The 25,720-nt window shown below is 71.1% G+C and carries 27 protein-coding genes; 11 read left to right on the top strand and 16 right to left on the bottom strand.

All coding sequences use genetic code 11. From position 1 onward, the window contains the following. Positions 1 to 57 precede the first annotated feature (57 nt). From B0I33_RS05890 to B0I33_RS05840, 11 genes are all read right to left on the bottom strand, one after another. The gene (locus tag B0I33_RS05890) at positions 58 to 1,281 is read right to left on the bottom strand and encodes a M24 family metallopeptidase (protein WP_245900477.1); all 1,224 of its coding nucleotides are present in this window, start codon (positions 1,279 to 1,281) and stop codon (positions 58 to 60) included. Between the two features lie 62 nt (positions 1,282 to 1,343). Next, positions 1,344 to 2,033 carry a helix-turn-helix transcriptional regulator gene (locus tag B0I33_RS05885; RefSeq protein ID WP_181193187.1) on the bottom strand — a complete coding sequence of 230 codons (690 nt, stop codon included), beginning with the start codon at positions 2,031 to 2,033 and terminating at the stop codon, positions 1,344 to 1,346. Between the two features lie 56 nt (positions 2,034 to 2,089). Next, positions 2,090 to 3,910 (bottom strand): ABC transporter ATP-binding protein, encoded by a 1,821-nt coding sequence (locus tag B0I33_RS05880; protein WP_245900457.1) that lies wholly within the window; start codon positions 3,908 to 3,910, stop codon positions 2,090 to 2,092. A gap of 20 nt (positions 3,911 to 3,930) precedes the next feature. Continuing rightward, positions 3,931 to 4,362, bottom strand: a complete 432-nt coding sequence (locus B0I33_RS05875; protein ID WP_106177492.1) for a lasso peptide biosynthesis B2 protein — start codon at positions 4,360 to 4,362, stop codon at positions 3,931 to 3,933. Beyond that, positions 4,359 to 4,616, bottom strand: coding sequence for a lasso peptide biosynthesis PqqD family chaperone (locus B0I33_RS05870; RefSeq protein WP_106177491.1), 258 nt, complete (start codon positions 4,614 to 4,616; stop codon positions 4,359 to 4,361). The genes B0I33_RS05875 and B0I33_RS05870 overlap by 4 nt, the downstream gene beginning before the upstream one ends. Next, positions 4,597 to 6,468, bottom strand: coding sequence for a lasso peptide isopeptide bond-forming cyclase (locus B0I33_RS05865; protein ID WP_106177490.1), 1,872 nt, complete (start codon positions 6,466 to 6,468; stop codon positions 4,597 to 4,599). The genes B0I33_RS05870 and B0I33_RS05865 overlap by 20 nt, the downstream gene beginning before the upstream one ends. A gap of 25 nt (positions 6,469 to 6,493) precedes the next feature. Next, the gene (locus tag B0I33_RS05860; protein ID WP_106177489.1) at positions 6,494 to 6,601 is read right to left on the bottom strand and encodes a keywimysin-related RiPP; all 108 of its coding nucleotides are present in this window, start codon (positions 6,599 to 6,601) and stop codon (positions 6,494 to 6,496) included. 129 nt (positions 6,602 to 6,730) lie between these two features. Beyond that, positions 6,731 to 7,537 carry a putative protein N(5)-glutamine methyltransferase gene (locus B0I33_RS05855; protein WP_106177488.1) on the bottom strand — a complete coding sequence of 269 codons (807 nt, stop codon included), beginning with the start codon at positions 7,535 to 7,537 and terminating at the stop codon, positions 6,731 to 6,733. Positions 7,538 to 7,599: 62 nt separating this feature from the next. Then, positions 7,600 to 7,902, bottom strand: a complete 303-nt coding sequence (locus tag B0I33_RS30670; RefSeq protein ID WP_106177487.1) for a J domain-containing protein — start codon at positions 7,900 to 7,902, stop codon at positions 7,600 to 7,602. Between the two features lie 54 nt (positions 7,903 to 7,956). Next, positions 7,957 to 8,388: an Hsp20/alpha crystallin family protein gene (locus B0I33_RS05845; RefSeq protein WP_106177687.1), complete on the bottom strand. Its 432-nt coding sequence runs from the start codon at positions 8,386 to 8,388 to the stop codon at positions 7,957 to 7,959. A 26-nt stretch (positions 8,389 to 8,414) separates the two neighbouring features. Next, on the bottom strand, positions 8,415 to 8,714 hold the full coding sequence (locus B0I33_RS05840) for a hypothetical protein (protein ID WP_106177486.1): 300 nt from the start codon (positions 8,712 to 8,714) through the stop codon (positions 8,415 to 8,417). 163 nt (positions 8,715 to 8,877) lie between these two features. On the opposite strand from B0I33_RS05840, the gene B0I33_RS05835 reads away from it, so the two are divergent. Beyond that, a complete protein-coding gene (locus B0I33_RS05835; RefSeq protein WP_106177485.1) occupies positions 8,878 to 9,585 on the top strand; it encodes an MBL fold metallo-hydrolase in 708 nt (235 codons plus the stop codon). Between the two features lie 6 nt (positions 9,586 to 9,591). Here B0I33_RS05835 and B0I33_RS05830 read toward each other — a convergent pair whose 3' ends face one another. Continuing rightward, a complete protein-coding gene (locus B0I33_RS05830) occupies positions 9,592 to 10,071 on the bottom strand; it encodes a nucleoside deaminase (RefSeq protein ID WP_106177484.1) in 480 nt (159 codons plus the stop codon). 77 nt (positions 10,072 to 10,148) lie between these two features. Continuing rightward, positions 10,149 to 11,162: a LacI family DNA-binding transcriptional regulator gene (locus B0I33_RS05825; protein ID WP_106177483.1), complete on the bottom strand. Its 1,014-nt coding sequence runs from the start codon at positions 11,160 to 11,162 to the stop codon at positions 10,149 to 10,151. 111 nt (positions 11,163 to 11,273) lie between these two features. On the opposite strand from B0I33_RS05825, the gene B0I33_RS05820 reads away from it, so the two are divergent. Genes B0I33_RS05820 through B0I33_RS05790 form a run of 7 tightly spaced genes read left to right on the top strand, consistent with a single transcriptional unit; the run spans position 11,274 to position 18,498 of the window. After that, the gene (locus B0I33_RS05820) at positions 11,274 to 12,272 is read left to right on the top strand and encodes a zinc-dependent alcohol dehydrogenase (protein ID WP_106177482.1); all 999 of its coding nucleotides are present in this window, start codon (positions 11,274 to 11,276) and stop codon (positions 12,270 to 12,272) included. Then, on the top strand, positions 12,265 to 12,828 hold the full coding sequence (locus B0I33_RS05815; RefSeq protein WP_106177481.1) for a TRAP transporter small permease: 564 nt from the start codon (positions 12,265 to 12,267) through the stop codon (positions 12,826 to 12,828). Before B0I33_RS05820 ends, B0I33_RS05815 begins: the two co-directional genes overlap by 8 nt. Then, on the top strand, positions 12,825 to 14,099 hold the full coding sequence (locus tag B0I33_RS05810) for a TRAP transporter large permease (RefSeq protein WP_106177480.1): 1,275 nt from the start codon (positions 12,825 to 12,827) through the stop codon (positions 14,097 to 14,099). The genes B0I33_RS05815 and B0I33_RS05810 overlap by 4 nt, the downstream gene beginning before the upstream one ends. Before the next feature lie 30 nt (positions 14,100 to 14,129). After that, positions 14,130 to 15,149, top strand: coding sequence for a DctP family TRAP transporter solute-binding subunit (locus tag B0I33_RS05805; RefSeq protein WP_106177479.1), 1,020 nt, complete (start codon positions 14,130 to 14,132; stop codon positions 15,147 to 15,149). 7 nt (positions 15,150 to 15,156) lie between these two features. Further along, entirely contained in the window at positions 15,157 to 15,591 is a 435-nt protein-coding gene (gene aroQ / locus B0I33_RS05800; RefSeq protein WP_106177478.1) for a type II 3-dehydroquinate dehydratase, read from the top strand. Next, positions 15,588 to 16,619 carry a Gfo/Idh/MocA family protein gene (locus B0I33_RS05795; RefSeq protein WP_106177477.1) on the top strand — a complete coding sequence of 344 codons (1,032 nt, stop codon included), beginning with the start codon at positions 15,588 to 15,590 and terminating at the stop codon, positions 16,617 to 16,619. Before aroQ ends, B0I33_RS05795 begins: the two co-directional genes overlap by 4 nt. 22 nt (positions 16,620 to 16,641) lie before the next feature. After that, positions 16,642 to 18,498: a bifunctional sugar phosphate isomerase/epimerase/4-hydroxyphenylpyruvate dioxygenase family protein gene (locus tag B0I33_RS05790; protein WP_106177476.1), complete on the top strand. Its 1,857-nt coding sequence runs from the start codon at positions 16,642 to 16,644 to the stop codon at positions 18,496 to 18,498. Positions 18,499 to 18,530: 32 nt separating this feature from the next. On the opposite strand, the gene B0I33_RS05785 is transcribed toward B0I33_RS05790, so the two are convergent. The 3 genes from B0I33_RS05785 to B0I33_RS05775 all read right to left on the bottom strand — a co-directional run bounded on the left by B0I33_RS05785 (position 18,531) and on the right by B0I33_RS05775 (position 21,204). Then, the gene (locus tag B0I33_RS05785; protein WP_106177475.1) at positions 18,531 to 19,133 is read right to left on the bottom strand and encodes a hypothetical protein; all 603 of its coding nucleotides are present in this window, start codon (positions 19,131 to 19,133) and stop codon (positions 18,531 to 18,533) included. Then, positions 19,130 to 20,302, bottom strand: coding sequence for a hypothetical protein (locus B0I33_RS05780; RefSeq protein ID WP_146147459.1), 1,173 nt, complete (start codon positions 20,300 to 20,302; stop codon positions 19,130 to 19,132). Before B0I33_RS05780 ends, B0I33_RS05785 begins: the two co-directional genes overlap by 4 nt. A 143-nt stretch (positions 20,303 to 20,445) precedes the next feature. Then, positions 20,446 to 21,204 (bottom strand): ATP-binding cassette domain-containing protein, encoded by a 759-nt coding sequence (locus B0I33_RS05775; RefSeq protein WP_106177473.1) that lies wholly within the window; start codon positions 21,202 to 21,204, stop codon positions 20,446 to 20,448. Between the two features lie 1,822 nt (positions 21,205 to 23,026). Between B0I33_RS05775 and B0I33_RS05760 the strand changes: the two genes are divergently transcribed. The 3 genes from B0I33_RS05760 to B0I33_RS05750 are packed head-to-tail and all read left to right on the top strand — an operon-like array spanning position 23,027 to position 25,688. Further along, the gene (locus B0I33_RS05760) at positions 23,027 to 23,785 is read left to right on the top strand and encodes an ABC transporter ATP-binding protein (RefSeq protein WP_106177470.1); all 759 of its coding nucleotides are present in this window, start codon (positions 23,027 to 23,029) and stop codon (positions 23,783 to 23,785) included. Further along, positions 23,782 to 25,071 (top strand): hypothetical protein, encoded by a 1,290-nt coding sequence (locus B0I33_RS05755; RefSeq protein WP_181193186.1) that lies wholly within the window; start codon positions 23,782 to 23,784, stop codon positions 25,069 to 25,071. Before B0I33_RS05760 ends, B0I33_RS05755 begins: the two co-directional genes overlap by 4 nt. Beyond that, positions 25,071 to 25,688 (top strand): hypothetical protein, encoded by a 618-nt coding sequence (locus B0I33_RS05750; protein WP_106177468.1) that lies wholly within the window; start codon positions 25,071 to 25,073, stop codon positions 25,686 to 25,688. Before B0I33_RS05755 ends, B0I33_RS05750 begins: the two co-directional genes overlap by 1 nt. The last annotated feature ends 32 nt before the right edge of the window (positions 25,689 to 25,720 follow it).

Here is a 25,720-nt window from a genome sequence, read left to right as displayed (position 1 = left end):
CAGCCGTTTGGCTGCGTTTCAAGATAGGCAGCCAGACGGCTGCATGTCAACGGGACCTCAGAGCTCGATCGGCTCCGCCGCGCCGTGCGTGAGCACCCGCGTGCCGTGCTCGGTCACGACGAACGTCTGGCTGAGTCCCACCCCCGACCGGCCGAACACGCGGAACGACGCGGGCACGTGGAACACCATGCCCGCGCGCAGCGGCTCGTCGTTGCCCTCCGCCAGGTGGAACGGGGCGCCATCCATCCAGTGCGGCTTGTGCGCGAGCCCGACCGGATAGCCGAACAGGTGGTGGAACACGACGTCTCCGGGCAACTCGCCGAGTGCGCGTTCCGCCGTGGCGGCGACCTCCGAGCAGCGGACCCCGGCGCGTGCGGTGTCCAGCACGGCCGCCAGTGCCGTCCGGGCGAGGTCGGCGAGCAGGCGTTCGCGGGCACCGGGGCGGCCCCGGCAGAGCGTGCGCATGACCGGGGCGTGGTAGCGGTGACACGTGCCCGCGAACTCGAGGAACGTCGTGCCGGCGAGCGGGTGCCCGGCCCAGGTGGAGTGCGGGATGCCACCGCGGCGGCCGGTGGCGACCACGGGGCCCCAGGCCGAGGCGGAGTCGGCCGCGCCGTACAGCGCGCAGGCGATCGCCGCGGCCACCGACGAGTCCGTGGCCCCCGGCTCGCGCGCGGCCGTGACCGCCGCGTCGACGCCCGCCCGCGTGTGCTCGGCCGCTCGCTCGACACAGGCGAGCTCGGCGTCCGAGAGCACCAGCCGCTGTCGTTCCACCAGGTGCTCGGTGTCGACGGGTTCCGCGCCGGACTCGCGCAGCAGCCGGACCGCGACCGGTGGGGTCGAGGCGTGCCGGAGTTCGAGCCCGACCCGGGCGCCACCGCGGAGCCCGCGCACGGCGTGCGTCAGCCAGGCACCAAGGCCGCGCAACGCGTCGGTATATCCACAGTAGACGATCTGGTTGACGCGGGAACTGGCCAGCGCCCGGCCCAGTTCGAGGTCGGGAACGTAGAGCGTGGTGTCCGAACCGGTCACCAGCAACGGTTGGGGAGTGGTTTCCGCCGTGTGGTAACCGCACAGGTACTCGATGCTCGACGGCCGGAACACGAACAGGGCGTCCACGCCCGCCTCCGCCATCCGGTCGCGCACACCGCGAAGACGACGCTCGTACTCGGCGTCGGCGAACGGGCGTTGCTCAGCCGCCGCGACGGCCGCGGCGGCGTCCTCGGTCAGCCAGCGGGGGCCGGGCCCGTCCCCGAGCCCGGCGATGGTCGGCACATCCACGGCGTTCAACGCGGGCAATGTCCCATCGTCCGCGTGCCGGGCGCAAGGCGGGCCGGGACCCGCTAGTCGTGGCGTTCGGTCGGCTCCGCGGTCGCGCCGGCGCAGGCCAGCCGGAAGCCGAGCGCCATCCGGGACGTGGTGCCGTAGCGGCGATGCAACTGTGACACCACCGTGCGCACGGTCCGGCTGCTCACGCCGATGCGGTCCGCCACCTGGTGGTCGGTGGCCCCCTGCAGCAGAAGGCGAATCACGTCGAGCTGCCTTCCGGACAGCGCGTCGCCGACGGCCGGCTCGACCGTGACCGGGCGGGCCGCCGACCACTTGAGGTCGAACAGCTCGCCACACGGTCCGGCCAGCGGTGCCCGCAGCAGCAACGCTCCCGCACTCCAGTCCGCCTGGTCGAGCGAGAGCACCGCATACCGGTCGTCGAAGACCAGCATCGGCCGGACCGGCCCCGGGCAGATCCGGACTTCCAGCTGCCGCGCGATCGCCGTGCTCGCCAGCGACTCGGGGTCGGTCAGCTGCGGCCCGATGAGCACGCGGCGGTGCTTGCCGGCATCGGCGAGCAGATCGAGCATCGACAGATCGACGTGGTTGCGGGGGCCGCCGCGACCCGAGAGTGCCCCGCCGACCGAGGTCACCGTGCAGGCGATCTGCTGGACCCGGCGCAGGACCGCGGAATGGTCGGGAAGCAGGCCGACGAATTCCTTGTTCGGCGCGAAACCGGTCTTTCCGGATGAGGGGTTCAACAAGTTGAATTCGCCTCGCATCTTCTCGTGGTCCCATGGAAGGTTCCCCCGCGACTTTTCTAACATTGCGCTGGCGGGGGACCTAGGTCCATCCAGGCGAAATTTCCCTTTGGCAACTTGCCAGTTTCACTGGGTCGAGAGCCGGTTCCGGGTGAGTCTTCTACATTGTCCGGCGAATTGTGGGCAAGTTCGCCGAGTACCAAACCGCGATAATGTGAACTGCTTTCCAATAGTGTCTCGTGGCTGCCCTCGGCCACCACTTCGCCCGCGTCGAGTACCACGATTCTGTCCGCCTGGCACACGGTCGAGATCCGGTGTGCGATCACCAGCAAAGCGCATTCCTCCGAGATCCGGTCGATCGCGCGGACGAGCGCCGCCTCGTTGACCGTGTCCAGATGCGCCGTGGGCTCGTCGAGCAGCAGCAGCGAAGGCCGGCCGAGCAGGGCACGCGCGATCGCGATGCGCTGGCACTCACCGCCGGAGAGCCGGTTTCCCCTTTCCCCGACGGGGGAGTCGAGGCCGGACGGCAGCCGGTCGACCAGCTCCGTGAGGTTGACCAGTCGCACGACCCGCTCCAGATCCGCCTCCTCGGCGTGCGGGGCGGTGTAGCAGAGGTTCTCGCGCAGTGAGCCGTGCAGCACCGGGGTGTTCTGGTCGACGAGCGCGATCCGCGAGCGGTAGTCCGTCCTGCCGAGCTCGCGGATGTCCTCGCCCCGGAACAGGATCGTGCCGGAGCCGGGTTCGTAGAAACGCTCCACGAGGGAGAACACGGTGGACTTCCCGGCGCCGGACCTGCCGACCAGCGCCACGTGCGCACGCGGCGGCACGGTCAGCGAGACACCCCGCAACACGGGCCGGTCCCCGTACCCGAACCGGACGTCGCGCAGCTCCAGCACCGGGGCGCCGTTGCCGGCGGGCGCCGGCCGTGCCCTGCCGTCGGCGTCCTCCACCGGCAGCGCACCTGCCTCCTGCACCCGTTGCAGCGCGCCCATTCCGCGCTGCACCGATCCGATTCCCTGCAGTACCGAGGCCAGCGGCACGACCAGGTACGTCGCGTACAGCAGGAAGGCGGTCAGCTCGCCGAGCGACGTGGCGTCGCGGGCGACCCGGGTGCCGCCGATCAGCAGCACCAGCAACAGCGAACCGCGCAGGGCCAGCTCCACCGCCGGGCTCATCACCGAGGTGATGCGGGCGGCCTGAACTCCCGCGGCGTAGGCGGCCCGGGCACGCGAACCGACGTGCTGGGCCTCGCGTTCCTCGGCGCGGCTGGCCCGGACCGTCCGGATGGCACCGAGCGCACGCTCCAGGTCGGCGGTCATCGCACCGACGCTGTGCTGGGCGCGCTCGCTCGCCGCGCGCAGCCTGCCGAGCAGGCTGCCCACGACGGCGGCCGCCACCGCGACGGTGCTGATCACGACGAGGAACAGGAATGGGTCGAGCCACACCATCAGCACGACGGTGCCGATTCCGGTGAGGGCACCGGTGATGAGCTGCACCGAGGCCTGCGTGGTCACCTCGCGCAGGACGGTCGTGTCCGCGCTGACGCGCGAGATCAGGTCGCCGATCCGGTGCTCGTCGTACACCCGCATCCGCAGCCGCAGCAGCCGGGCGATGAGCCTGCGGCGCAGCCCCAGCACCACTCCCTCTCCGGTGCGTTCCAGCAGGAACAGGCCCACCGCGTCCGCGAGTGCCTGCGCGGCGAACAGCACCACCAGCCCGGTCAGGAGATGCCAGGGCAGGGAGCTGTGCCCCGCGGAGTCGATCGCCTGCCGCACCAGCAGTGGCTGGAGCATGCCGAGGGCGGAGGCCACCAGCGTCAGCAGGATCGCCAGTGACAGCACACCCCGGTGACCGGAGGCGAGCCGTGCCAGGTCGCGCATGCGCGCTCGGCCCGGCGGCCTCATCGGGACGATTGCCCACGGGCGCCGACGGTGAGCAGCGGCCGGAAGTACCCGTCGGGCACGCCCTCGTCGACCAGGTGGCCATCGGCCTCGACCCAGGCGTGCGCGCCGAACGGTGGCAGCGTCCGCACCCCCGCGCACCAGGTGGGCCAGGTTCCGCCCGCCCGGCACAGCAGGACGACGGCGAGCGACCGGGGCAGGCAGCCCTTCGGGCCGAGGCAGGCGAGGCTGACCGAGAGCACCGCGTCGCGTGCCCGCTTCGCCTCCGCGTAGCTCGCGGGACGGGCGCCGCGGCTGAGCACGGTGAGCACCGACCGCAGGCGGCGCGGCGGCAGCGGGGTGAGCGAGCGCGCGAGCGCCACGGCCACCCTGGCGGCGAGCCTGCGGCGCGCCGGAACGGCGGGACGGTTCAGTGCGCTCGGCGTGGTCACGAGCTCACCAGCCCGGCCGAGCGCAGGCCGTCGAGCAGGACGTCCACGTCCTGCCTCGCCTGGCTCTCGGCGATGTCGTACTCGGCGGTCAGCGCTGTCGCCGCCTGCTCGGGATCGTCGCCCGCCATGAGGGCGCGCACCACGAGGACCCCCGTCGGGTTGAGCTGCCAGTACCGGCCGCTGCGCTCGTCGAGCAGGACCGCGCCGTACTCGGTGTCGGCGAGTGAGACGTCGTCACGAAACCGCAGGTACATCGGTGCTCCCCAAGAAGTCGCGGAGTGGGTCGGGAGTTCTTTCGAGCGTGCGCAGCCAGATCTCGCATCCGATCGTGGAGTAGAGGATCGCGTTGGCGAGTGCCGGTGTGGCCGGCCGCAGGGCCAGTTCCCGCAGCCTGCCGGGATCGACGAGGCCGAGGTCGGCCAGTCGCGAGTCCTCCCACAGCGCGAGGAGGTCGCCGCGGTGCGCGCGCAGGCCGCTCGCCGCGTCCAGTGCCGCCTGTGCCTTGCTGGTGCGGGAAAGGCACTCGTCGGGCACCGTGCCGCGCATCGCCTCCGTCAGCACCGGTTTGTAGCGCCACGGCGTCACACGTTCCTCCGGCCGCACCGAGAGGAAGGCCTCGATCACCCGGTCGTCGAAGTACGGCGACTGCACGGGGAGACCGGCACGCGTGCTCATGTGCTCCCACTGCCGGATGATCCTCGTGCAGGACAGGATCTGTTCCAGGTCGGCGTGCTCGCCGCGGGTGCGGCCGAGCGGTTCCGCGGTGGTGGCGGCCTCGCGCAACGCGTCCCCGGCCGCCCGCGCCGCGTCCTCGGTGATCCAGTCGAACAGCCGGGGCGGGGCGCTCCACCCGAGCGCCGCGGTGACCGGAGGCGCGGCCGGACGGCGGAGGTGGTGCGCGGTCGCGGCGAGCCACTCCGGGTAGGAACGGGCATCCGCCAGCGCCCGGACCAGCGCGCCGAGCGGCCAGTGGAAGAGCGCGCGGAAGCCGCGGAGCCTGGGCAGCGCCTGCCACGGGCGGGTGCGCAGCAGTGTGTGGTAGTGCGCCTCGGAACACCAGGCCACGTGGTCGCCGCCGATGCCGGTCAGCCGGACCCGGCAGCCCTTGGCGATGAGCGGAGCCAGGTCGCTCAGCAGCCGCGCGCGGTCCAGCATGCCGATGGTCGGTTCGTCCAGCGGGTCGTCGATCCGCAGCAGATCGGCGTAGACCAGCGGGGACCGCTCCGCGGGCCACACGGCGTGCTCGACGCCCGGCAGGTGGGCGATGGCCCTGCGCGCCCATTCGAGGTCGTCGTCCGCCGGGTCGAGACCGGGCCACGTGCTCGCGACGACCTTCGCCGGCCCGCGCGCGGCGAGGAAACACACCGAGGTCGAGTCGAGCCCGCCCGACAGGTCACAGCCGACCACCCCGCCGGGTGCGGTCCGCGCGGCGACGGCGTCGGCCAGTGCGGAGTGGACGTCCGCGGTCGCCTCGGCGAGCCGCCGGTCCGGCACCGGTGGCGACCACCAGCGCGAGATCCCGCTGCCGCGGCCGTCCCGGTGCAGCAGGAGTGCGTGACCAGCGGGGACCCCGTGCACTTCTCGCCACACCGGCCGGTCGGGCAGCGGGTGCGGAACCGGGAACAGGAGGCGGGTGGCAAGAGCCCGCTCGTCGATGCCGGATCCGGTCAGCGCCGCGAGGACGTCGGCCCGGTCAGCGGCCACCGGAACACCGTCCACTGTGGTGTGGAAGACCAGGCGAAGCCCGGACGCGGTCCCCTGTACCCGGCAGCGGCCGTCGACGGAGGCGACGAGGTGACTGCTGCCCCGCAACCGGTGCGCGAAGTCGTCGATCCGGGACGGCTCGCGCAACCGTGCCGCCGCACCGGCCAGTTCGGACGGTCCGGCCGGGCAGCAACCCAGCACGGCGAGCCGGTCGGTGCCCGCCGTGGCGACCTTGAGTTCGTGGTCTCGCCAGCGGCCCACCAGCCAGGGGCGGCCCGAGGCGTGGTGCAGAACTCGCGTGTTCCCGCGCAGCCGCGAGGCCACGGCGAGGGCGTCCGGATGGTCGGGCAGGACCACGAAGAACGCCTCGCCGCGGCCCGCGGTGCCCACTGAGTCAGTCATCGACTTCAGTCGGATACGCGGATTCTCAGTTCTTGCTGAGGATCAGGCGGTCGTTGCCGTTGCGGGCCAGCAGCCCGGTGATCTCGCGGAACGTGCCGAGCTCGACGAGCATCGGTGCCTCGTAGACCTTCATCGTGAAATCCTTTCTTCCGAGATGACCGTGATTCGTGCGCGCACGCAACCGAACGTAACAAGGTCATCACGCCACCGGCAGGGACGGAGGACTGCCGGAAGCGGAAGATTCGTTGGTGTGCCGACGTTTTCAGCGGCCGTGGGGGACAGGGGCCAGCTGCCGGCCGAGCACGACGGTCGCGTGTTCCTCGGCCGAGCTCAGCACGGCCGGGACGAGGCCGACGGCGGCGAGTGCCTCGGCCGCTCGGGATGCCTGGCGCTCGCTCGTCTCGAACAGCAGGTGCCCGCCGGGCGCGAGCCAGCGGGGTGCCTCGGCGGCGACCCGCCGCAGCACGCCGAGCCCGTCGGAGCCACCGTCGAGCGCCACCCGCGGCTCGTGCAGCCGGGCCTCCGCGGGCAACAGCGGCAGCTCGCCGGTCGGGACGTAGGGGACGTTGGCGAGCAGCAGGTCGATCCGGCCGCACAGGCTCGCGGGCAGGGGCTCGAACAGGTCGCCCTCGTACACCCGGGCTCCGGCGGGCACGTTGCGGCGGGCGCAGCGCACCGCGGCCGGGTCGACGTCGGCCGCGTGCAGCTCGATGTCACCGAGCGCGGCCGCCACGGCGCGGCCCAGCGCCGCCGAGCCGCAGCACAGGTCGAGCACGACGGCCCCGGGATTGGCGAGCGCGGCGGCACGCCGGACGAGGAACTCGGTGCGGCGGCGGGGTACGAAGACACCCGGTTCGACGGCGATCCGCGACCCGGCGAACTCGGCCCAGCCCAGCACCTGTTCGAGCGGGACACCGGAAGCCCGGCGCCGGACCATGGCGGCGAGGTCGGCGTCGTCCGCGGCGGTTGAGATCAGCAGGTCCGCCTCGTCCTCGGCGAAGACGCAGCCCGCGGCGCGCAGGGCCGCGACGATCGCGGTCGGCGAGGTGGGCGTGGACGACGTGGACATGATCCCTTCCCCGGCGCGGTGGGGGCCGCCCGGCGGGGAAACGGTACCAGCGCGGCGGGTGCTCACCGGTGGCGGCGAACGGGACCCGCACGCAGCTCCGGGTCCGGCGCCGGATGGTGCCGCCGCACCGGGATCCGCACCCCGGACCGCTGTTCGCCGGGTTCAGTGCGGCGTGCGGCGCGCAGCGTCCGGTAGGCGTCGACGACGGCGGTCAGGCGCTCGCGTTCACCGGGGCCGACGTCCGGGTGGAGTTCCCGGACCAGCCTCCGGTAGGCCTCGGTGATCTCCTTCTCAGTCGCATGTGGATCGACGCCGAGGACGGCGTACGGGTCCGGTTCGCCCGCGGCGACATGCCGGTCGCGCACTGCTCGCCACCTCCTTCCGTGGACGGGCGTGTCGCCACGGGCACGGTTGTCCGGTCAGGTGCTGATCTTCTTCGGCTCGGAGCCTCCGGTGACGGCGATCTTCCGGGGCTTCGCCTGCTCGGCCACGGGGATCCGCAGCGTGAGGACCCCGGCCTCGTAGCTGGCCGCGATGTTCTCGGTGTCGAGGGTCTCGCCGAGGAACAGCTGCCTGCTGAACACCCCGCGCGGGCGCTCGGCGACGTGGAGATCGGTGTCCTCCCCGTACTCCGGCTTCCGCTCCGCCTGCACCGTCAGCACATTGCGCTCCACGCCGAGATCGATCGACTCGGGCGAGACGCCGGGCAGGTCGAAGTGCACGACGTACTCCTCACCGGAGCGGTAGGCGTCCATCGGCATGACGGCGGGCCGCGTGCGGGTGCCGTTGGCGCCGAGGAGCTGCTGGCTGAGCCGGTCGAGCTCGCGGAACGGATCCGTGCGCATCAGCATCGCCACTACCTCCTTTCTGCTCGCGGTCACCTCGGGTGGCGAAGGGTGCGTGGCGCAGGAGGGGGCGGGGACCGCTGCCGCGGCCAGTGATCGCCTGCCGCGGCGGTGCGGACCCCGCCGGTGGCGCGCGGTCCCGGCCCGGCTCGGCCGGAGCGGGGAGCGCGGACGGTCGCGGTGCCCGCTCCGGGAAGCGGCACGTGCTCGTGTGCCGCACCCCACGCGAAGTTGGCGGTGACGATCGCGTCGAACTCGGCACGCACCCACTCGTCGTCCGCGCAGAGCAGGTCGACGAAGCGTTCGTCCGTGCGTTCGGCGTCGTTGCGCATCCGCGATCACCCCGGCATGGGATCCGGTAACACCAGGTATTCACGGCTACATATTTCTTATATCCACGACTGCAGGAATCTGTCAAGTACCAGGTCAGGTCCTGTCGTTCCGCCCGCAGCGAACCGCGCCCCCGGCACGCCGCCCCGGCCGTAGGTTGCCGGTATGGACACCGTCGAGGTGGCGCCCGGCCTGCACCAGGTCCGGCTCGGCACCAGCACCCACCTGCTCAACGCCTACCTCGCGCTCGAAGACGACGGCGTGACCGTGATCGACACCGGCGCCGTCGGCAGCGCCGCGGACATCCGGGCCGCGCTGCGGCGGCTCGGCCGCGCGCCCGGCGACGTGCGCCGGATCGTGCTGACCCACTTTCACGCCGACCACGCGGGGTCCGCGGCGGAGATCGCCGGGTGGGCGGACGCGGTCGTCGTCGCCGGGGAGGCCGACGCGCCGTACGTCCGCGGTGAGCGGCCGGGGCCCGGCCCCGTGTTCACCGAGGCGGAGCGGCGGCTGCACGAGGTGGTCGCGGCGGGCCTGCCGCCCGCGCCGCCGTGCCGGGTCGACCAGCCGGTGTCCGAGGGCGACGTGCTCGACTTCGCGGGTGGTGCCGAGGTGCTGTCCGTGCCAGGGCACACGCCGGGCAGCATCGCGCTGTGGCTGCCCCGGCACCGCGTGCTGGTCACGGGGGACACCGTCGCCGAGAGCGAGGGCGGTCTCGTCCTCGGCCCGTTCAACACCGACCGCGAGCTGGCGTGGCACTCGCTGCGCCGGCTGTCCGCCTACGACGCCGAGATCGCCTGCGTCGGGCACGGCAACCCCGTGCTGCGCGAGGCGGCTGCCGCACTCCGTGCGGCCACCGACCCGTTCGGCTGAGGCCCTTCACCGCCCGAGGTGGAAGCGGCGGTACAGGGCGCGGACCTCCCCGGCCAGCTCCGGTAACGGCCCGTCCACCACGGCCGAGGGCACCACCTCCCGGATGGGGAAGGCGCGGACCGGGGGCGCCGGGAGACCGAGCTCACCGCGCCACGCGGCGAACTGCTCGGACGAGGCCACGTACACGATCCGGCCCAGCCCGACCCAGCCGTGCGCGGCCGCGCACATGGGGCAGTGCTCGCCCGAGGTGTAGACGGTCGCCGCGGCCCGCTCGTCCGGAGTGAGGTGGGTGGCCGCCCAGCGGGCGATCGCGAACTCCGGATGCCGGGTCTGGTCGCCGCCCGAAACGCGGTTGTGATCCTCCAGCAGCACGGTCCCCTCCGCGGACACGAGCACCGAGCCGAACGGCTCGTCGCCCGCGTCGAGCGCCTGCGCCGCCAGCTCGACACAGCGCCGCAGATACGGAAGCTCTTCCTTGTCGACCATGCCGACCCCTTCCTGACCGGACCAACCGCGGGCAGTGAATGGCACAGTACCCGCGCTGGGCGCAGGCGATGTGCCATTCACTGCCGCGCGGGGGCGGGGCCGGTGGAGTCGCGGATCACCAGGTGCGACGGCAGCACCACCTGGGAGGCGGACCGGGAGCGGCGGTGGCCGTCCCGGCTGCCCAGCAGCAGGTCCACGGCGAGCCGCCCGGCCTCCTCGAACTGCCCGGCGAGTGTGGTCAGCGGGGGCGAGCAGAAGTCGGCGCCGAAGATGTCGTCGTAGCCCACGACGCTGATGTCGTCGGGCACCCGCAGGCCCCGCGCGGCGAACCGGCGCAGCATGCCGATGGCGAGCAGGTCGTTGTGGGCGATCGCGGCGGTCGCGCCGTGCCCGAACGCGGCGTCGGCTGCCGCGGCGCCGCCCCGCACCGCGGGCGGGAACGGGCCGAGCCGCGTCGCGCTCATGCCGAACTGGCGGGCGGTCGTCCGGATCACCTGCCAGCGCTTGGCCGCCAGCCAGGACCGTCGCGGACCGGCGAGGTAGACCACCGAGGTGTGCCCGAGCGAGGCCAGGTGCTCGATGATCTGCCGCGTGCCGTCCTCGTGGTCGACGATCGCGCTCGGCACCCCCTCCACCTGGCGGCTGATCAGCGTCAGCCGGTGCCTGCCCGCGAGCTCCCGGATCTCCCGGTCCGACATCCGGCTCGCCGCGATCACGAACCCGTCGACCGAGCCGCTCAGCCGCTCGACGTTCCCGGACTCGAGATCGGGTGACTCCTCCGTGTCACCGAGGATCAGCGTGCAGCCCGCAGCCCTGGTCTGCTGCTCCGCGCCCCGGATGATGCCGAAGAAGTGCGGGTTGGTCACGTCGGACACGAACAGCGCGACGGTCTGCGTGCGCCCGGACGGCAACGCCCGCGCGAGCGGGTTCGTCCGGTACCCGAGCCGCTTCGCCACTTCGAGCACGTGTTCCCGCGTCCGCGCGTTGACCCGGTCCGGTTTCGCCAGCGCCCGGGACACCGTGGACGTCGCGACACCCGCCTCGCGCGCGACGTCGTAAATGGTCGGTCGCTTCCCGTGATCGCCGTTCACGGTGGCAACGCTAGCCGGTTGTGGCAACTTTTGGCAACCGCTTGTCATCCGTTTCGCCACCCGCTTATGGTCGGCCGCCAGAAACGCTCAGCGGCGAGAGGGAACCGATCGATGAGGGCAATCGTCCTGACCGGACCCCACCGGGTGGAGGTCGTCCACGACTGGCCGGAACCGCGGCCTGCCGAGGGCGAAGTCCTCGTGGGGATCCGTTCGGTCGGCCTCTGCGGGTCCGACCTCGGTGTCCACGAAGGACACCGGGTGACACCGCGGCTGCCGTGGGTGATGGGGCACGAGGGCGGCGGCGAGATCGTCGCCGTCGGTGCGGGCGTCACCGGCCGCCACGTCGGTCAGCGGGTGGTCGTCGAGCCGAACTACAGCTGCTTCGCCTGCCGTCCCTGCCGCGACGGTCTCACCTCGGCGTGCACCGGCCGCGGGATCGTGGGCATGAACATTCCAGGCCTGCTGGCCGAGCGGGTCGCCGTCCCCGCGCGGTTCGCCTGGCCGGTCCCGGACACCGTTTCCGACGAGACCCTGGCGTGCATCGAACCGCTCGCGGTGGCCAGGGCGGCCGTTCGCAGGGCCGGCGTCCGCGCCGGTGACGAGTGCCTCGTGGTGGGCGCGGGATCGCAGGGCCTGTTCGTGTGCCAGGCGCTGCTGGCGCTCGGCGCGCGACCGTACGTGGTGGAGCCCATCCCCGGCAGGCTGTCTCTCGCCGAACGCATCGGCGCCAAGCGGGCGGACGCGGGCACCGGGGACTTCCGCCTCGTGTTCGACACGGCGGGCACTCCTGCCACGTGGGACATCTCGCTGCGGTCCGCCGCCGCGGCCGGTGTCGTCGTGATGATCGGTATGGGCGACGAGCCGGTCCAGCTGTCCACTATGGAGCTGGCAAGGCGGCAGCTCGTGCTCCGCGGGTCGTTGATCTACGACCACCCGCACGACTTCGCCGAGACGGTGGCCGCGGTCGTCGACGGTGCCGTGCGGCCGGCCCAGGTGCTGCACGCCGGAGCTGCGCCCGCCGCCGCGGCCGACGCCTTCGCGCGGGCCAGGTCCGCGCCGGGCAAGTCCTGGATCGACCTCTCCGGCTGGCAGGAGGACCGCGATGCGTGAACCCGGCGAGTCCGGTGCCCCGGACCACGAGCGTCCCGGTGCGACCACCGGGGAGCGGTCACCGTCCCGCCGCGAGCCCACCCCGCTGCGCTGGCTTTCCCGCGCCGAGGCGGTCGTCGGCGGACTGCTGCTCGCCACGATCCTCGGGCTGATGCTGCTGCAGGCGGCGCAACGGTACCTGCCCGCGAGCGGCTGGGTGTGGACCGGCGAGCTCGCCCGGTTCAGCCTCGTCTGGCTGACCTTCGCGATGTCGGGCTATCTCCTCGGCCGGGACGGGCACGTGACGCTCAAGCTCGTCGACCAGGTCACCGGAGGGGTGGTTCGCCGCCTGGTCCACATCTTCGCCGACGGCATGGTCGCCGTCGTCTGCCTGAACCTCGCGTACGAGGCGTTCGAGCTGGTCGCCTCGCCGTCGCGGCAGACCACGCCCGCGCTCGGCATGCCCGTCGGCTACTTCTACGTCATCCCCCTCGCCGGGCTGGTCCTGACCACGGTGCGCTCGGTCGTCGCCGTGTTCCGGCCCCGGCCGGTCTCCGGAGAGGAACGGTCCGCATGAACATGGTCCTCCTGGCCGCCGGGATCATCGCCCTGCTCGCGCTGCGCGTGCCCGTCGCCTTCGCGCTGCTGGGTCCGTGCATCGCCTACGTGACCCTGAACGGGCAGTCGCTGGGGCTGTCCATGCGCGAGGTCACCGGCGCGATCGACAGCTTCCCGCTGCTGGCCGTGCCGCTGTTCATCCTCGTCGGCGTCATCGCCAACCACGCGGGTATCGCGGACCGGCTGTTCGACTTCGCGCTGTCGGTCATCGGCCGGATCAGGGGCAGTCTCGGGTACGTCAACATCGGCGTCAGCCTCGGCTTCTCGTGGATGAGCGGATCCGCGCTCGCCGATGCCGCGGGCCTGGGCAAGGTCGAGGTGCCCGCGATGGTCCGCAAGGGCTACTCCAGGCGGTTCTCGGTGGGCATCACCGCCGCGTCCAGCCTCATCGGCCCGGTCATGCCGCCGAGCATCCCCGCGGTGATCTACGCGTCGATCGCGGCGGTATCCACCGGCGCACTGTTCGCCGCCTCCGTGGTGCCCGCGTTCCTGATGGCCGCCGGGCTGGCGGTGGCGGTGTTCCTCTGGGTCCGCCGCCAGGCCGACCTGCAGGCGCAGCCGTTCGACTGGGGCCGCCTGCGCGCGGCGACCGTGCGCGTGCTCGGCCCGCTGCTCACCCCGGTGATCATCCTCGGCGGCATTCTCGGCGGGTTCTTCACGCCGACGGAGGCCGCCGCCGTCGGCGCCGCGTACGTGCTGCTGCTCGGGTTCTGCTACCGCAAGGTCCGGATCCGCGACCTCGGTGGGATCCTGCGCGACACGGCGGCCACGACCGCGTCGATCACGCTCATCCTCGGCGCCTCCGGCCTGCTGGGCTGGATCCTCGCCCGGGAACAGGTGCCCGCCGCGGTGGCCGAGCTGATGCTCGGCTTCACCGACAGCCAGGTCGTGTTCCTCCTGCTGGTCAACGCGTTGCTGATCTTCCTCGGCGCGGTGCTCGAGGGCACGTCGGTACTGGTGATCACGGTGCCGATCCTGTTGCCGATCGCCGTCCAGTTCGGCGTCGACCCGCTGCACCTCGGCGTCATCGCGATCATCAACCTGATGATCGGCCTGCTCACCCCGCCGATCGGTGCCGTGCTCTACGTGCTGAGCCCGGTCACCGGACTGCCCGTGCACGAGGTGTTCCGGGGCACCGCCCCGTTCCTGATCCCGCTGCTCGCGGTGCTGATGCTGGTGACGTTCGTTCCCGCGGTCGTCACGTTCCTGCCGTCGGTGCTCGGGCTCTAGACCCAACCACAACCCTTCGAGGAGGCAACGATGCCCACACCGAAGACGTACCGGATGCTCGCGCTGGTGCCCGCGGCCGCGCTGCTCGCCGCGGGCTGCACCGCGATGGGCGGCAACGACGACGGCGGGGGAGACGGCACGGTCACGCTCTCGTTCGCCAACAGCTACACGACCGGGCACCCGCACACCCGGTGCGGCATCCAGGCCGTGGCCGACACGATCAACGGGCAGGACCTGGGCGTGGAGATCGAGACCTTCCCGAACAGCCAGCTCGGCGGCGACACCGAGCGGTTCACCTCGCTCATGGCCGGTGACGTCGACATGGACGTGCAGGGCTCCTCGGCGCTCGCGTCGAGCTACGCCCCGATCGGCGTGCTCGACATGGCCTACGCCTTCGACGGTCCCGACCAGCTGTTCGAGTTCTTCGACAGCGACGCGGCCGAGCGGCTGCGGAACGAGTTCGCCAAGGAGACCGGCGCGCGCATCCTCGACGTCTGGTTCTTCGGCATGCGCCACTTCACCGCCAACAAGGCCATCCGCAAGCCCGCCGACCTCGAAGGCCTGCGGATGCGGTACCCCGACTCGCCGATCTATCTGGAGAACGCCAAGGCGGTCGGCGCCAGCGCCACGGCGGTCGCGTTCGAGGAGGTCTACCTCGCCCTGCAACAGGGCATCATCGACGGCCAGGAGAATCCGGTCCCGACCATCGCGGAGAAGAGCTTCGACGAGGTGCAGAGCCACGTCAGCCTCTCCGGGCACCAGACCGGTTCGCAGCTGATCGTGATCAACGAGGACAGCTGGCGCCAGCTCTCCGGCGAGCAGCAGGACGCCCTGCGGCAGGCCGTGCACGAGACCCGTGCCCAGAACCGGCAGTGCATCGAGGACGAGGAACGGAAGATCCTCGACGAGTGGCGGCGGAACGGGACGATGACGGTCGTCGAGGACGTCGACCGGCAGGCGTTCGCCCAGCGCGCCGAGGACTACTTCAAGCGCACGCTCTCCGGTGAGCAGCTCGAGCTGTACCGCAGCGTGCGCGGCTCGGCCGGGTGAGAGCGCGGTGCGGGTCCACGTGCTCAACGGCCCCAACCTCGGCAGGCTGGGGCGCAGGGAGCCGGCCAGGTACGGCAGCACCACCCACGCCGAGCTGGCCGGCTCGTGCCGGGCGCTGGGCGAGGAGCTCGGTCTCGCCGTGGACGTGCGGCAGACCGACGCCGAGCACGAGCTCCTGCGCTGGCTGCACGGGGCGGCCGACGACGGCGCCGCGGTGGTGCTGAACCCGGCGGCGTGGACGCACACGTCGGTGGCACTGCGGGACGCGTGCGCGATGCTCACCGCCCCGCTCGTCGAGGTGCACCTCACCAACGTGCACGCGCGGGAGCCGTTCCGGGTGCACTCCTTCGTCTCCCCGGTCGCGACGGCCTCGATCGTCGGCTGCGGGGTCGAAGGGTACGCGCTGGCGCTGCGCTGGCTGGCGATGCGGGGCGGCTCGTGAGCCGGGTGCGGATCGCGGTGGTGGGCGCGGGGCTCATCGGGCGCAGGCACGTCGAGCTGGTGCGCGCGCATCGCGGTTGCGAACTCGTGTCCGTTGTGGACCTCGATCCGGCGGCGCGGGCGGCCGTGGGAGTGCCGGGGCACGCGGAGCTCGGCGATGTGCTCGCCGGGCTCCGCCCCGACGGCGTCATCGTCGCCTCGCCGAACCGGCTCCACGCCGAGCACGGGCTGCGGTGCGTCGAGGCGGGCGTGCCGGTGCTGGTGGAGAAGCCGGTCGCGGACTCGGTCGCCGAGGCCGAGCCGATGGTCCTGGCGGCCGAGTCCGCGGGCGTGCCGCTGCTGGTCGGCCATCACCGCAGGCACAGCCCGCTGCTCGCGGCGGCGGGCGACATCGTGCGCGACGGCGTCCTCGGCAGGCTGGTGGCGGTGCAGGGCTGCGCACTGTTCCGCAAGCCGGACGACTACTTCACGGCCGCGCCGTGGCGCCGGGAGGCCGGTGGCGGGCCGATCCTCATCAACCTGATCCACGAGATCGACAGCCTGCGTGCGCTGTGCGGCGACATCGTGGGGGTGCAGGCGGTCGCGTCGAGCGAGGTCCGCGGCTTCCCGGTGGAGGACACGGCCGCGATCGCCCTGCGGTTCGCGGGCGGTGCGCTGGGCACCTTCCTGCTCTCGGACACCGCCGCCTCGGCGCGGAGCTGGGAACAGACGTCGCGGGAGAACCCCGGGTACCCGCACTACGCCGACGAGGACTGCTACGTGCTCGCGGGCACGGAAGGATCGCTGGCCGTGCCGACCATGCGGCTGCGGGTGTTCGCGGGCACACCGTCGTGGTGGGAGCCGTTTCGCACCTCGGTCGTGGCGGTGGACCGGCGGGATCCGCTGGCGCGGCAGCTGGAGCACTTCGTGGCGGTCGTCCGCGGCGAGGTCGCACCGCTGGTCGACGGCCGGGAGGGGCTGCGGAGCCTGCGCGTGACGGAGGCGGTCGCGGAGGCGGCGCGGACCGGCGTGCCGGTGGCCGTCGGCTGAGCCGGACGAGGAAGGAGTACGGATGCGCAGGACGATCGCGACGGTGTGCCTTTCCGGCACGCTGGCGGACAAGCTCGACGCGGCGGCGGCCGCGGGCTTCGCGGGTGTCGAGATCTTCGAGAACGATCTCATCGCCTCGCCGTGGTCACCGGAACGCGTGCGCGAGCGCTGCGCGGAGCTCGGCCTTTCCCTCGATCTCTACCAGCCGTTCCGCGACTTCGAAGCGGTCGGCCCCGACCAGCTGCGGCGCAACCTCAGGCGGGCCGAGCACAAGTTCGACCTGATGGAGCGGCTGGGCACCGACACGATCCTCGTCTGCTCCTCGGTGTCGGCCGACGCGGTCGACGACGACGAGCTCGCGGCCGCGCAACTGCGCGCGCTGGCGGAACGCGCGGAGCGGCGCGGCCTGCGTGTCGCCTACGAGGCGCTGGCCTGGGGTCGACATGTCGACACGTGGGAGCACGCGTGGGACATCGTGCGGCGCGGCGACCACCCGGCGCTCGGGCTGTGCCTGGACAGCTTCCACGTGCTGTCGCGCGCGGGTGACGGCTCGGGCGTGACCAGCATGTCCGGGATTTCCGGCATCGACGGCGACAAGCTGTTCTTCCTGCAGCTCGCCGACGCGCCGAGGCTGCACATGGACGTGCTGCAGTGGAGCAGGCACCACCGCCTCTTCCCCGGTCAGGGCGCGTTCGACCTCGTCACGTTCACCGGGCACGTGCTGGCCGCCGGATACCGGGGACCGCTGTCGCTCGAGGTGTTCAACGACGTGTTCCGGCAGTCCGAGCCGCGCCGTGCGGCGGTGGACGCGATGCGCTCGCTCGTCGCGCTGGAGGAGGCGGTCGGGCGGCGGAGCCCGCGGGCACGGGAACGGATCGAGCTGGCGGCTCCGCCGCCCGCCCCGGAACCGACCGGCTACGCGTTCACCGAGCTCGCGGTGGACGGCGAATCGGGTACCGAAGTGGCTCGCGCGCTGGCCGCCATGGGTTTCGCCCACGTCGGCCAGCACCGGTCGAAGCCCGTTCAGCTCTGGCAGCAGGGACAGGCCAGGGTGCTGCTCAACTCCGGTGACGCCACGGCCACGGCGGTGAGCGCGCTCGCGGTGGAGACGCCGGATCCGGTGACCTCGGCCCGGCGGGCGGAGGCACTGCTCGCGCCGCCGGTGCCGCGCACCAGGGGGCCCGCCGAGGCGGACCTGAACGCCGTCGCGGCGCCGGACGGGACCGCGGTGTTCTTCTGCCGCACCGGCGCGGACCGCGCCGGGTGGTGGGCCGACTTCATCCTCACCGGCAGCGCGCCCGACACCGGCACCGCGCTCACCGGCGTCGACCACGTCGCACTGGCGCAGCCGTTCGACCACTTCGACGAGGCCACCCTGTTCTACCGGGCGGTGCTCGGCCTCGACCCAAGGCACGACAGCGAGTTCGCGGCCCCGTTCGGACTCGTCCGCAACCGGGTGGTGAGCGACCCGCACGGGCGGGTCCGGATCGCACTGCACGGCACGGTGCTGCGCAGGGGAGAGTGGGCGCCCGGCGTTCCCGATCCCCAGCACATCGCCTTCGCCAGCACGGACATCTTCACCAGCGCACGCGTGATGCGGGACCGCGGCGCACCACTGCTGTCCATTCCGGACAACTACTACGACGATCTCGAAGCGCGGCTGGACCTCGACCCCACGCTGCTGGCCCGGCTGCGCGAGTGCCGCGTGCTCTACGACCGGGACGCCGACGGCGAGTTCTTCCATTTCCACACGGAGGTGCTCGGCTCGCGGGTGTTCTTCGAGGTCGTGCAGCGGATCGGCGGGTACGCCGGATACGGCGCCGCGAACGCCCCGGTCCGGATGGCCGCCCACCGCGAGGCCCGCCGCCACCCCTCGTGAGCGCGAAACGTTGTTTTCACGACGTTTCCCACTCACGAGCGGTGTTCGTCGCGTGGTTCCCGGGTTCCGGTCGCTCCGGCCAGGAGCCCTAGCGCGGCGAGGGCGAGCGCGGTAAGTGCTGCTGGCACGTCGTCGCCGTGGCGTACGGGCCAGTCCCAGGGTAGGCCGGTGTGGGCGGGGTCGCCGAGGGTGAGTGCGGTGAATGCCCATGCGGAGGGCAGCAGCCACGCCAGCCGTCCGGCGATGAGGCGTCCGGTGAGGAGCGTGACGCCGAGGAAGCCGGCCAGGTTGCGCAGGGCCGCCGTGCTGCCGAAGGGGCCGGTCAGGTCCGCGGTGATCAGGACGAGACCGGCGGCGGAGAGCACGGCCAGCGCGACGATCTGACCCAGGCGCCAGCAGGCCAGCGCGCGGGCCGAGGTGGCGTCGAGGTCGTGCATGGACGATCGGATCGAGAGGCCGATCGCGGCGGCGAGGACCAGCGGAAGCAGCATCAGCCAGGGGATCGAGCTTTCCGACGCTGTGTTGAGCTGATGCTGTGCCGGGCCGATCGTCGCGCCGAGCACGACGGCCGCCACGATGGCGCCCACGGTGGTGGCCAGCCGCCGGCTGCGGGCGTAGAGGATGAGGCCGCTCACGCGGTTCGCCCGCGGAAGTCGGCGGGGTCCAACTGGCAGGTGGCGAACCGCTGGAAGTGCTCGGCCAGCCAGGTTCGCTTCTCGGACTCCGAGAGGGTGCCGAACCAGTCGGCGCTGCGGGCGACAGCGGGGATTCCCAGGGCGCCGGTGCGGGTCTCGGTCAGCCAGGAGACCACCACCTGGTTGAGCTGGACGCTCGTCAGCCAGTCTCGTTTGGCGGCTTGCTCGTTGTCGCCGCCAGGCGGTGGTGACTGGCAGCGGGGACTCCGGGAGTCCAGTTGGTGACTCACGTAGCTGGTCAAGGCTCGGGTGACGTATCCCGCGCCCAGGTCATCGACGGCGAACACCCGCGCCTCGGACGGGAAGCGGGACAGCAGGCGATAGGGGCGTTGCTCGACCCGGTCGAACTCCAGCGGCGTACCTCGCGTCCGTCGGTCCAGCCGAGCGAAGGCCGCGGCCAACTCCGGCAACCCTGGCCGGAACACCGGATGCACGCAGACGGTCGGCTGTGCTGGTGTGCAGCGGTACTCTACGGGGGTTCGCTTGTCGATGAGCGCCCGGGTTTCGCTCCCGTAGACGCTGCTCGCTCCGGTCGCCGTCACCGCCACGGCGAGACCGCTGGCGGCGAGCAGGTGACCGCGGCCTCGCGCCGTGAGGCCAGCCGCCCAGAGCAGGACCAGGCTGGCGGCGAGGCCGACGTACCACGCGAGCTGACCGGCGAACAGCGCCGAGTTCAGGGTGTGAAACGCGTCGGCCGGGCGGGTGGTGACAGTCGACAGGAAGTAGTACCCCGCATTCGGCTGTCCCTGGATCGCCGTGGCCAGCAGGTAGGTGAGCACTGCGATCGCCGGCGCCACCCACACGCGCGGCCACAGGCGGCCAACCAGGTAGCCGAGCACCGCGTGCAGAGCGAGACCGCCGGCCCCGGTCGCCAACCACAGCAGGTGGGGACTTCCCCATCCGGAGTTCGACGCCGTGGTCACCAGTACAGCGGCGGTCACGATCGCGTACCCCACCAGTGCCCAGAGCACCACGGCTGTCAGTTCTGCCGCGGGACCGGCCGCGGGGTGCCGGGCGGAGAGAACGCGCAGATACTCCAGCTTGCGGCGCCGCTCACGGGTGGCGGTGAAGGCTCCGATTCCGGCCACGAGAGGACCGGACAGCAGCACTCCGATGTGGAGGGACGCCACGGCGTTGTTCCAGTCCGCGACCCCGGGAGTGAGGTTGTCGAACGCCGCGAACCCGTGGAGCAAGAGCAGCAGGGGCAAAGCAGGCAAGGCGGGGCTGTGCCGGAGCTCGACTCGTAGTCCGGTCAATCTGGCCCCGTCCCCGCTTCGGCCAGCACAGTGCTGTACCCCCGTTCGAGCAAGGTGTCCCCCGCGGCGTCCGCGGTGGCGCGGCTTTCCAGCTCTTGTGCGGTGCCGCGGAAGCGAATCCGGCCCGCGTCGAGAACGACGATCTCGTCGGCGATGACACGTGCGTCGTCGACCAGATGGGTGCTGACGACGACTGCGGCCTCGGTGGCCAGGTCCTGCAGCGTCCGGCGGAACCGCATCCGTTGTCCCGGGTCCAGACCGACCGACGGCTCATCGAGGACAACCAGTGCCGGTTGGTGGACGATTGCCTGCGCGATTCCGGCCCGGCGCAGCATTCCCCCCGACAACTTCTTCATCGGCTTGTCGGCCTGCTCGGTCAGCTCGACCCTGGCCAAGGCGCCCCGCGCCGCCTCGCGGATCCGGGCACCTGGCACCTTCTTCAACCAGGCGACGTACCGCACGAACTCGAATGCGGTGAAACCGCCGGGGTAGCCGAACTGCTGGGGAAGATAGCCGGTCCGTTGCCGAATCCGGGAGACGTCCCGCAGGCGGGTCGCGTCCAGCCCGAGGACCTTCAACGACCCGCCTGCGGGACGGCGGCGAGTCACGACCGTGTCCAGCAGGGTCGTCTTTCCGGCCCCGTTCGGCCCCAGGAGTACCGTCACCCCATTGGAGATCGAAACGTTCAGCTCGCGGAACACCCAATGGTTGCGATAGCGCTGACCTATGGCGGAGCCCTCGACGACGAACCGCATACGCTCCACAGATCCTCTCACCGCCGACGGATCTTCGGGAACGCTAACATACCGTCAACGTCCGGTGCCCTGAGTCCGCGTAGTCGGTGTGCCCGTTGAAGAAGCCCCGAACGTAGTAGGTACTCGTCCGCGGTCCCGCGTCGCAGGATTGCAGCGCGACGACGAACGTGTAGGGTCCGGGATCCGACCCGCTCGTCACAACGGGATCGGGGCGGAAGCTGAGGTCCTGTTTGATCTCCCCAGCGAGCACCTGCCCTGACGGGGTTTCGCAGTTGCCGTATGCCTGCCCCTGCAACTGTCCCGCGCTGTTGGTGCTGATCGAGCTCACCGACTTGCTGCAGCCAGCTGGGTCGGCATGTGCTGCGGTGGCCAGGGCAACACCGGCTGAAAGGCCCATCGCTGAACTCGCCAGCAAAACAACAGCTCTTCGCCTCAATGCCATTTGTGAACATCTCCATGATCGTCATTGCTGATTACACAAAGGTATCCGCACGGCGACCTCTATTGCGCAGGATCGTCGTGCTGGAACTCCCCTCAGTACGAGGGTCAACTGGCTGTCTATGATGGGTCAAGGGGCCGCTATCGCAGCTGTCGCCTTGCTGAGTCGGGCATGGCGTATCTACGGCGAAAGAACGCGGGATGATGGAAGCGTCGTATGCTGCAAATGGGTTACGCACAAGCCTCCCCGCAAGATCAAGGACCACGTTTTGTGTGTAGAGGCATCCAAACTGGTGACCGCAGTTGAATAGTTGCGTCAGTCGAGTATGCCGAGAACCGTTCGCCAAAGTAACGCGGCGTGACAGGCTCCGTGGTCTCGTATCGCACCATCCTCGATCCTGTGCACTAGCGCGAGCTTGGCGCACATCCTTGCCTTGTCTACGTCGACCACCTGACACATCCAGGCGGCCGGATGGTCAGGCATGTCCATCTCGGTCACGCAGACTTCTCCCTCGGTTGCCGTCGGCTCACTATCGCGATCGAATGTCCGCGAGGACGCCCGTTCACATTGCGAGCGCTAGTGCGTCAGGAGTAATGACGTGCGACAGAAAGTCGAGAATCAAACCACTGCGTTGATCGATGCTACTTCCGTGTTAGATGAGCACGTCAACTGTGAAGGCGGGGGCCTTACATCGCGGCTACCAGTCTCCTGGTCAAGAGGGCCGATTGGAAGGCTCCACTCGAATGTTGGAGTGTGGCCACCTTGACCCGGTGCCGTGGTAGCTGACTCTCTTGATCGAGTCGTTGCCTTGAAATCCGCGTTGAGGATTCATCATTTCGGGCGAGGATGACGTGACCTTGGATGCATCACATTTAATGCGGATATCCACGCGCTCGCCGCTGCCCGCCTGAGGTGACGACTACAGTTTCTGGGGATTGGGAAGAAGGACTAAGGATGAGATTTGTCAATCGCCAAGTCGGAGCCATTGGAAGCGTGGCCACGATGGTGATTGGGGCGCTGGCGGTCACGGCAGTCCCCTCATGGGCTGAGGCCGAGGAACTCGCACCGGCTGCGTGCTACGTACAAGGACACGGCGTGTTCCAACGCGGCGATTACGTTGAAGGAGGGGTTGGGCGGTACGACTGTGGTGAATACGTCACACTTACCGCTGAGATATTCAAGCACTTGCCAGCGTGGCCCGACCCACAAATCGCCTGGAACGAGAGACGGCTCCGTAACGGCGATGTGAACGCGCGGGGCCTGTGTGATGGTTCCGGGAACTACTATATTGCGGCGACGTCCTCAACAGGTCAGTACGACGAGTCAACACGGTATGATCTCTGCTAACCTGCCGCCAGTTTGGCTCCAGCGGGAGGAGCGGGCGTGGACATCCGGGTGGAGGACGTCAGTTACGCGTACGGGTCGCGGCAGGCCCTTTCGGGTTTGACCTGGCATGTGCGCCCGGGTATCACCGGCCTGCTGGGGCCGAACGGGGCTGGCAAGACGACCCTGCTGTCGTTGCTGGTGACGCTGAACCGGGTGCGCACGGGGACGGTGCTGGTGGGCGACCACGATGTCAGCGACCCGGCGGGGCGCCGGGCGGCGCGCCGGGTCATCGGTTATCTGCCCGAGCGGTTCTCGTTGGTCGCCGGTATGCGGGTGGGAGACGCGGTGGCCTACGCGGCCTGGCTCAACGGCGTGTCCTACGGCGAGTGCTTTCCTGCCGCGCGCCGTGCGCTCGCCCGCATCGGGCTCGCCGAACGGGAACGCTCGAGAGTGCGCGAGTTGTCCGGTGGCATGCGGCAGCGGCTCGGGATCGCGGCGGCGCTCGCGCACGATCCGGCGGTCGTCATCATGGACGAGCCGACGGTCGGTCTCGATCCGAGCCAGCGCCTCCGGCTGCGGGAGGTGATCCACGAGATCGGCCGTGACCGTACCGTCGTACTGTCGACGCATCTGGTCGAGGACGTGGCGCACCTGTGCGACGAGGTGGCGATCATCGACGAAGGACGGATGCGGTTCTCCGGTCCGGCGCACGCGTTGACGGCGATGATCGACGACGCTTCCGGTGGCGGCGGTCGCGGGTCGAAGCTGGAACGTGCCTACGACCACTTCCTCCGGTACGGGTGGCCAGGAGGATGAAACCGAGCCGCGGAGTCACGGCGTGGCCGATGCCGCTGCTGAGCGTGGTGTTACCGGCGGCCGCGATCATGGCGGTGGTCGCGTCCGGACTGGTCGGCCTGTTCGACAGGCCTGTCGGGTGGCCACGTGTGTCGGCGGCGGTGCACGACCAGCTTCTCCTCGCCGGGCCGATCGCCACCATGGCGTCCTTTTTCTACTGCGCGAACCTGGCCGGACGCAGGGCGTTGCTGGCGCTGCCCACCGCGACCCGCGTGGGACACGTGTCGGTACTGCGCAGCTTCAGGCTCCTGTGGACCTGGATGCTCTCGGCGTACCTGCTGCCGTTCGTTCCGCTGTTCGGGTACCTGACGGCGAGAGCGACCTACGGAGGCATCGACGTCCTCGCCGCGCTCGCCGGCCCGGTGGGCATGGGGCTGGCGGTCGCGCTGGGTTGTGCCCTGGGAACGGCGCTGCCCAATCCGGTGCTGGCGCCGGCGGCGGCCGTGCTGGTGTTCCTGCTCTTCCAACTGCCGAACGTGGCCGAGCCCGCGGCCGCGGCGTTCGTGCCGACGCTCGGTCACAGCCCGGTGACGTTGGGGGAAGCGGAGAATCCGCTCTTCGTCGCGTACCGGCTGGTGGCCATGCTGGTACTCACCGCGTCCGCCCTTGGTGTCGCGGGTCTGGTGGCGCGCAGAGTGCCACCGCGTGAGTTCGTCAGCTGGCGCACCGCGGGTGCGCTGAGTGCTGTCGTGGTCCTGCTCGCGGTGCCGTTGACCAACCCACCTCGTGCCGTGATCGCCGAGGACGCCCCACCGCGAGCATGCCGGTCGGTGGAGGGCGTCGAAGTCTGCCTGCACGAAGGTCACCGGGGAATGCTGGATACCGCCGTGCCCGTGGTGCGCGCGCTCGTCGACGCCTACGGCGGACGTCCCGATCACCTGACCGCCGTTCACGGGACCGGTCTGAACACACCGGACCACGCGACGGTCGCGGAGTTCACGCCGTACACGACGGGTCCGCTGGAGAGCTCGATCGCGTTGAGTGTGTCGGTTCACCTCGCCGGGCTCGGTTCGTGCCATCGGGCGTTGCGGTCCGGCCGGATCAGCTATCCCCAGTACCAGGCGAGGTCCGCCGAGCGCTACCCGCTGGCGTCCTGGCTGCGCCGGCAGGCCGGCGTGTCCGGGGAACGGGTTCCGGCATCGGCCGGCGGGTTCCTCGACGGTGCGGAGGCCGCCCAGGTGCGGTCCTGGCTCGCCGCCCAGGAACGGCGACTCGCACACTGCGAGCCGCTGCCGGGGGTCGCGTAGTGGGCGGCTTGCGCCTCTTCCTCACGGCGCGGGCCGCGCTGCCGATCAGCACCCTGTGGGTGCCGGCGACCCTCGTCTCGCTGCTGTTCGCGCGGCACGCGATTCCCGTTGACTATGCCCGGTTCCACGAGGCTCGGGATATTCCGATCATCGAGTTCGTCCCCATCGTCACCGCGTGCGTCGTGGCGGGCCTGCTCCGGCCGCGCATGGCCGAATGGGAACGTCTGGCCGTCCGCCGGGTGGGCCTGCTGTGCGGGATGCTGACCGTGGCCACCACGGCCATGGCGGTGCTCCCCGTCCTCGTCGCCGCGACCCGGCTGCCCGATCACGTGTCCTGGGAGTTCGTGCCCGCCAACGTCATGACCGTCACGGCGGTCGCCTGCGCGCTCGCCGCGCTGCTGGGCGCCACCACGGGCGCGGTGCTCACGCTGCTGGTGTTCCTCGGCGCCTGCCTCGTTCAGAACCTCGCGCCCGCGGCCGCGCATGTCCTCGTCCCCCTTGGCCGGATCGAGGACCCCGATCCGCATTGGCTGGCCGCCGGTACGGCATGCCTGCTCAGCGTCGTCATCACGGCGCACACCCGGGGAGCCGGCGCGTGGTCGCGAAGCCGCTCGTGAGCGTGAAACGTTGTTCTCACGACGCTTCCCAC

The sequence above is a fragment of the Prauserella shujinwangii genome (assembly GCF_003001955.1).
Taxonomy (GTDB): Bacteria; Actinomycetota; Actinomycetes; order Mycobacteriales; family Pseudonocardiaceae; genus Qaidamihabitans; species Qaidamihabitans shujinwangii.
This window is presented reverse-complemented; position numbering and strand designations above follow the sequence as displayed.

Bases quoted from the DNA above. Each gene is read 5' to 3' on its own strand.
- B0I33_RS05860 (WP_106177489.1), bottom strand. From the start codon at position 6,601: ATGAAGGTCTACGAGGCACCGATGCTCGTCGAGCTCGGCACGTTCCGC.
- B0I33_RS05840 (WP_106177486.1), bottom strand. From the start codon at position 8,714: ATGCGCAACGACGCCGAACGCACGGACGAACGCTTCGTCGACCTGCTC.
- B0I33_RS05820 (WP_106177482.1), top strand. From the start codon at position 11,274: ATGAGGGCAATCGTCCTGACCGGACCCCACCGGGTGGAGGTCGTCCAC.
- B0I33_RS05790 (WP_106177476.1), top strand. From the start codon at position 16,642: ATGCGCAGGACGATCGCGACGGTGTGCCTTTCCGGCACGCTGGCGGAC.
- B0I33_RS05835 (WP_106177485.1), top strand. From the start codon at position 8,878: ATGGACACCGTCGAGGTGGCGCCCGGCCTGCACCAGGTCCGGCTCGGC.
- B0I33_RS05880 (WP_245900457.1), bottom strand. From the start codon at position 3,910: ATGCGCGACCTGGCACGGCTCGCCTCCGGTCACCGGGGTGTGCTGTCA.
- B0I33_RS05845 (WP_106177687.1), bottom strand. From the start codon at position 8,388: ATGCTGATGCGCACGGATCCGTTCCGCGAGCTCGACCGGCTCAGCCAG.
- B0I33_RS05865 (WP_106177490.1), bottom strand. From the start codon at position 6,468: ATGACTGACTCAGTGGGCACCGCGGGCCGCGGCGAGGCGTTCTTCGTG.
- B0I33_RS05775 (WP_106177473.1), bottom strand. From the start codon at position 21,204: ATGCGGTTCGTCGTCGAGGGCTCCGCCATAGGTCAGCGCTATCGCAAC.
- B0I33_RS05815 (WP_106177481.1), top strand. From the start codon at position 12,265: ATGCGTGAACCCGGCGAGTCCGGTGCCCCGGACCACGAGCGTCCCGGT.
- B0I33_RS05755 (WP_181193186.1), top strand. From the start codon at position 23,782: ATGAAACCGAGCCGCGGAGTCACGGCGTGGCCGATGCCGCTGCTGAGC.
- B0I33_RS05870 (WP_106177491.1), bottom strand. From the start codon at position 4,616: ATGTACCTGCGGTTTCGTGACGACGTCTCACTCGCCGACACCGAGTAC.
- B0I33_RS05805 (WP_106177479.1), top strand. From the start codon at position 14,130: ATGCCCACACCGAAGACGTACCGGATGCTCGCGCTGGTGCCCGCGGCC.
- B0I33_RS05855 (WP_106177488.1), bottom strand. From the start codon at position 7,537: ATGTCCACGTCGTCCACGCCCACCTCGCCGACCGCGATCGTCGCGGCC.
- B0I33_RS05810 (WP_106177480.1), top strand. From the start codon at position 12,825: ATGAACATGGTCCTCCTGGCCGCCGGGATCATCGCCCTGCTCGCGCTG.
- B0I33_RS05830 (WP_106177484.1), bottom strand. From the start codon at position 10,071: ATGGTCGACAAGGAAGAGCTTCCGTATCTGCGGCGCTGTGTCGAGCTG.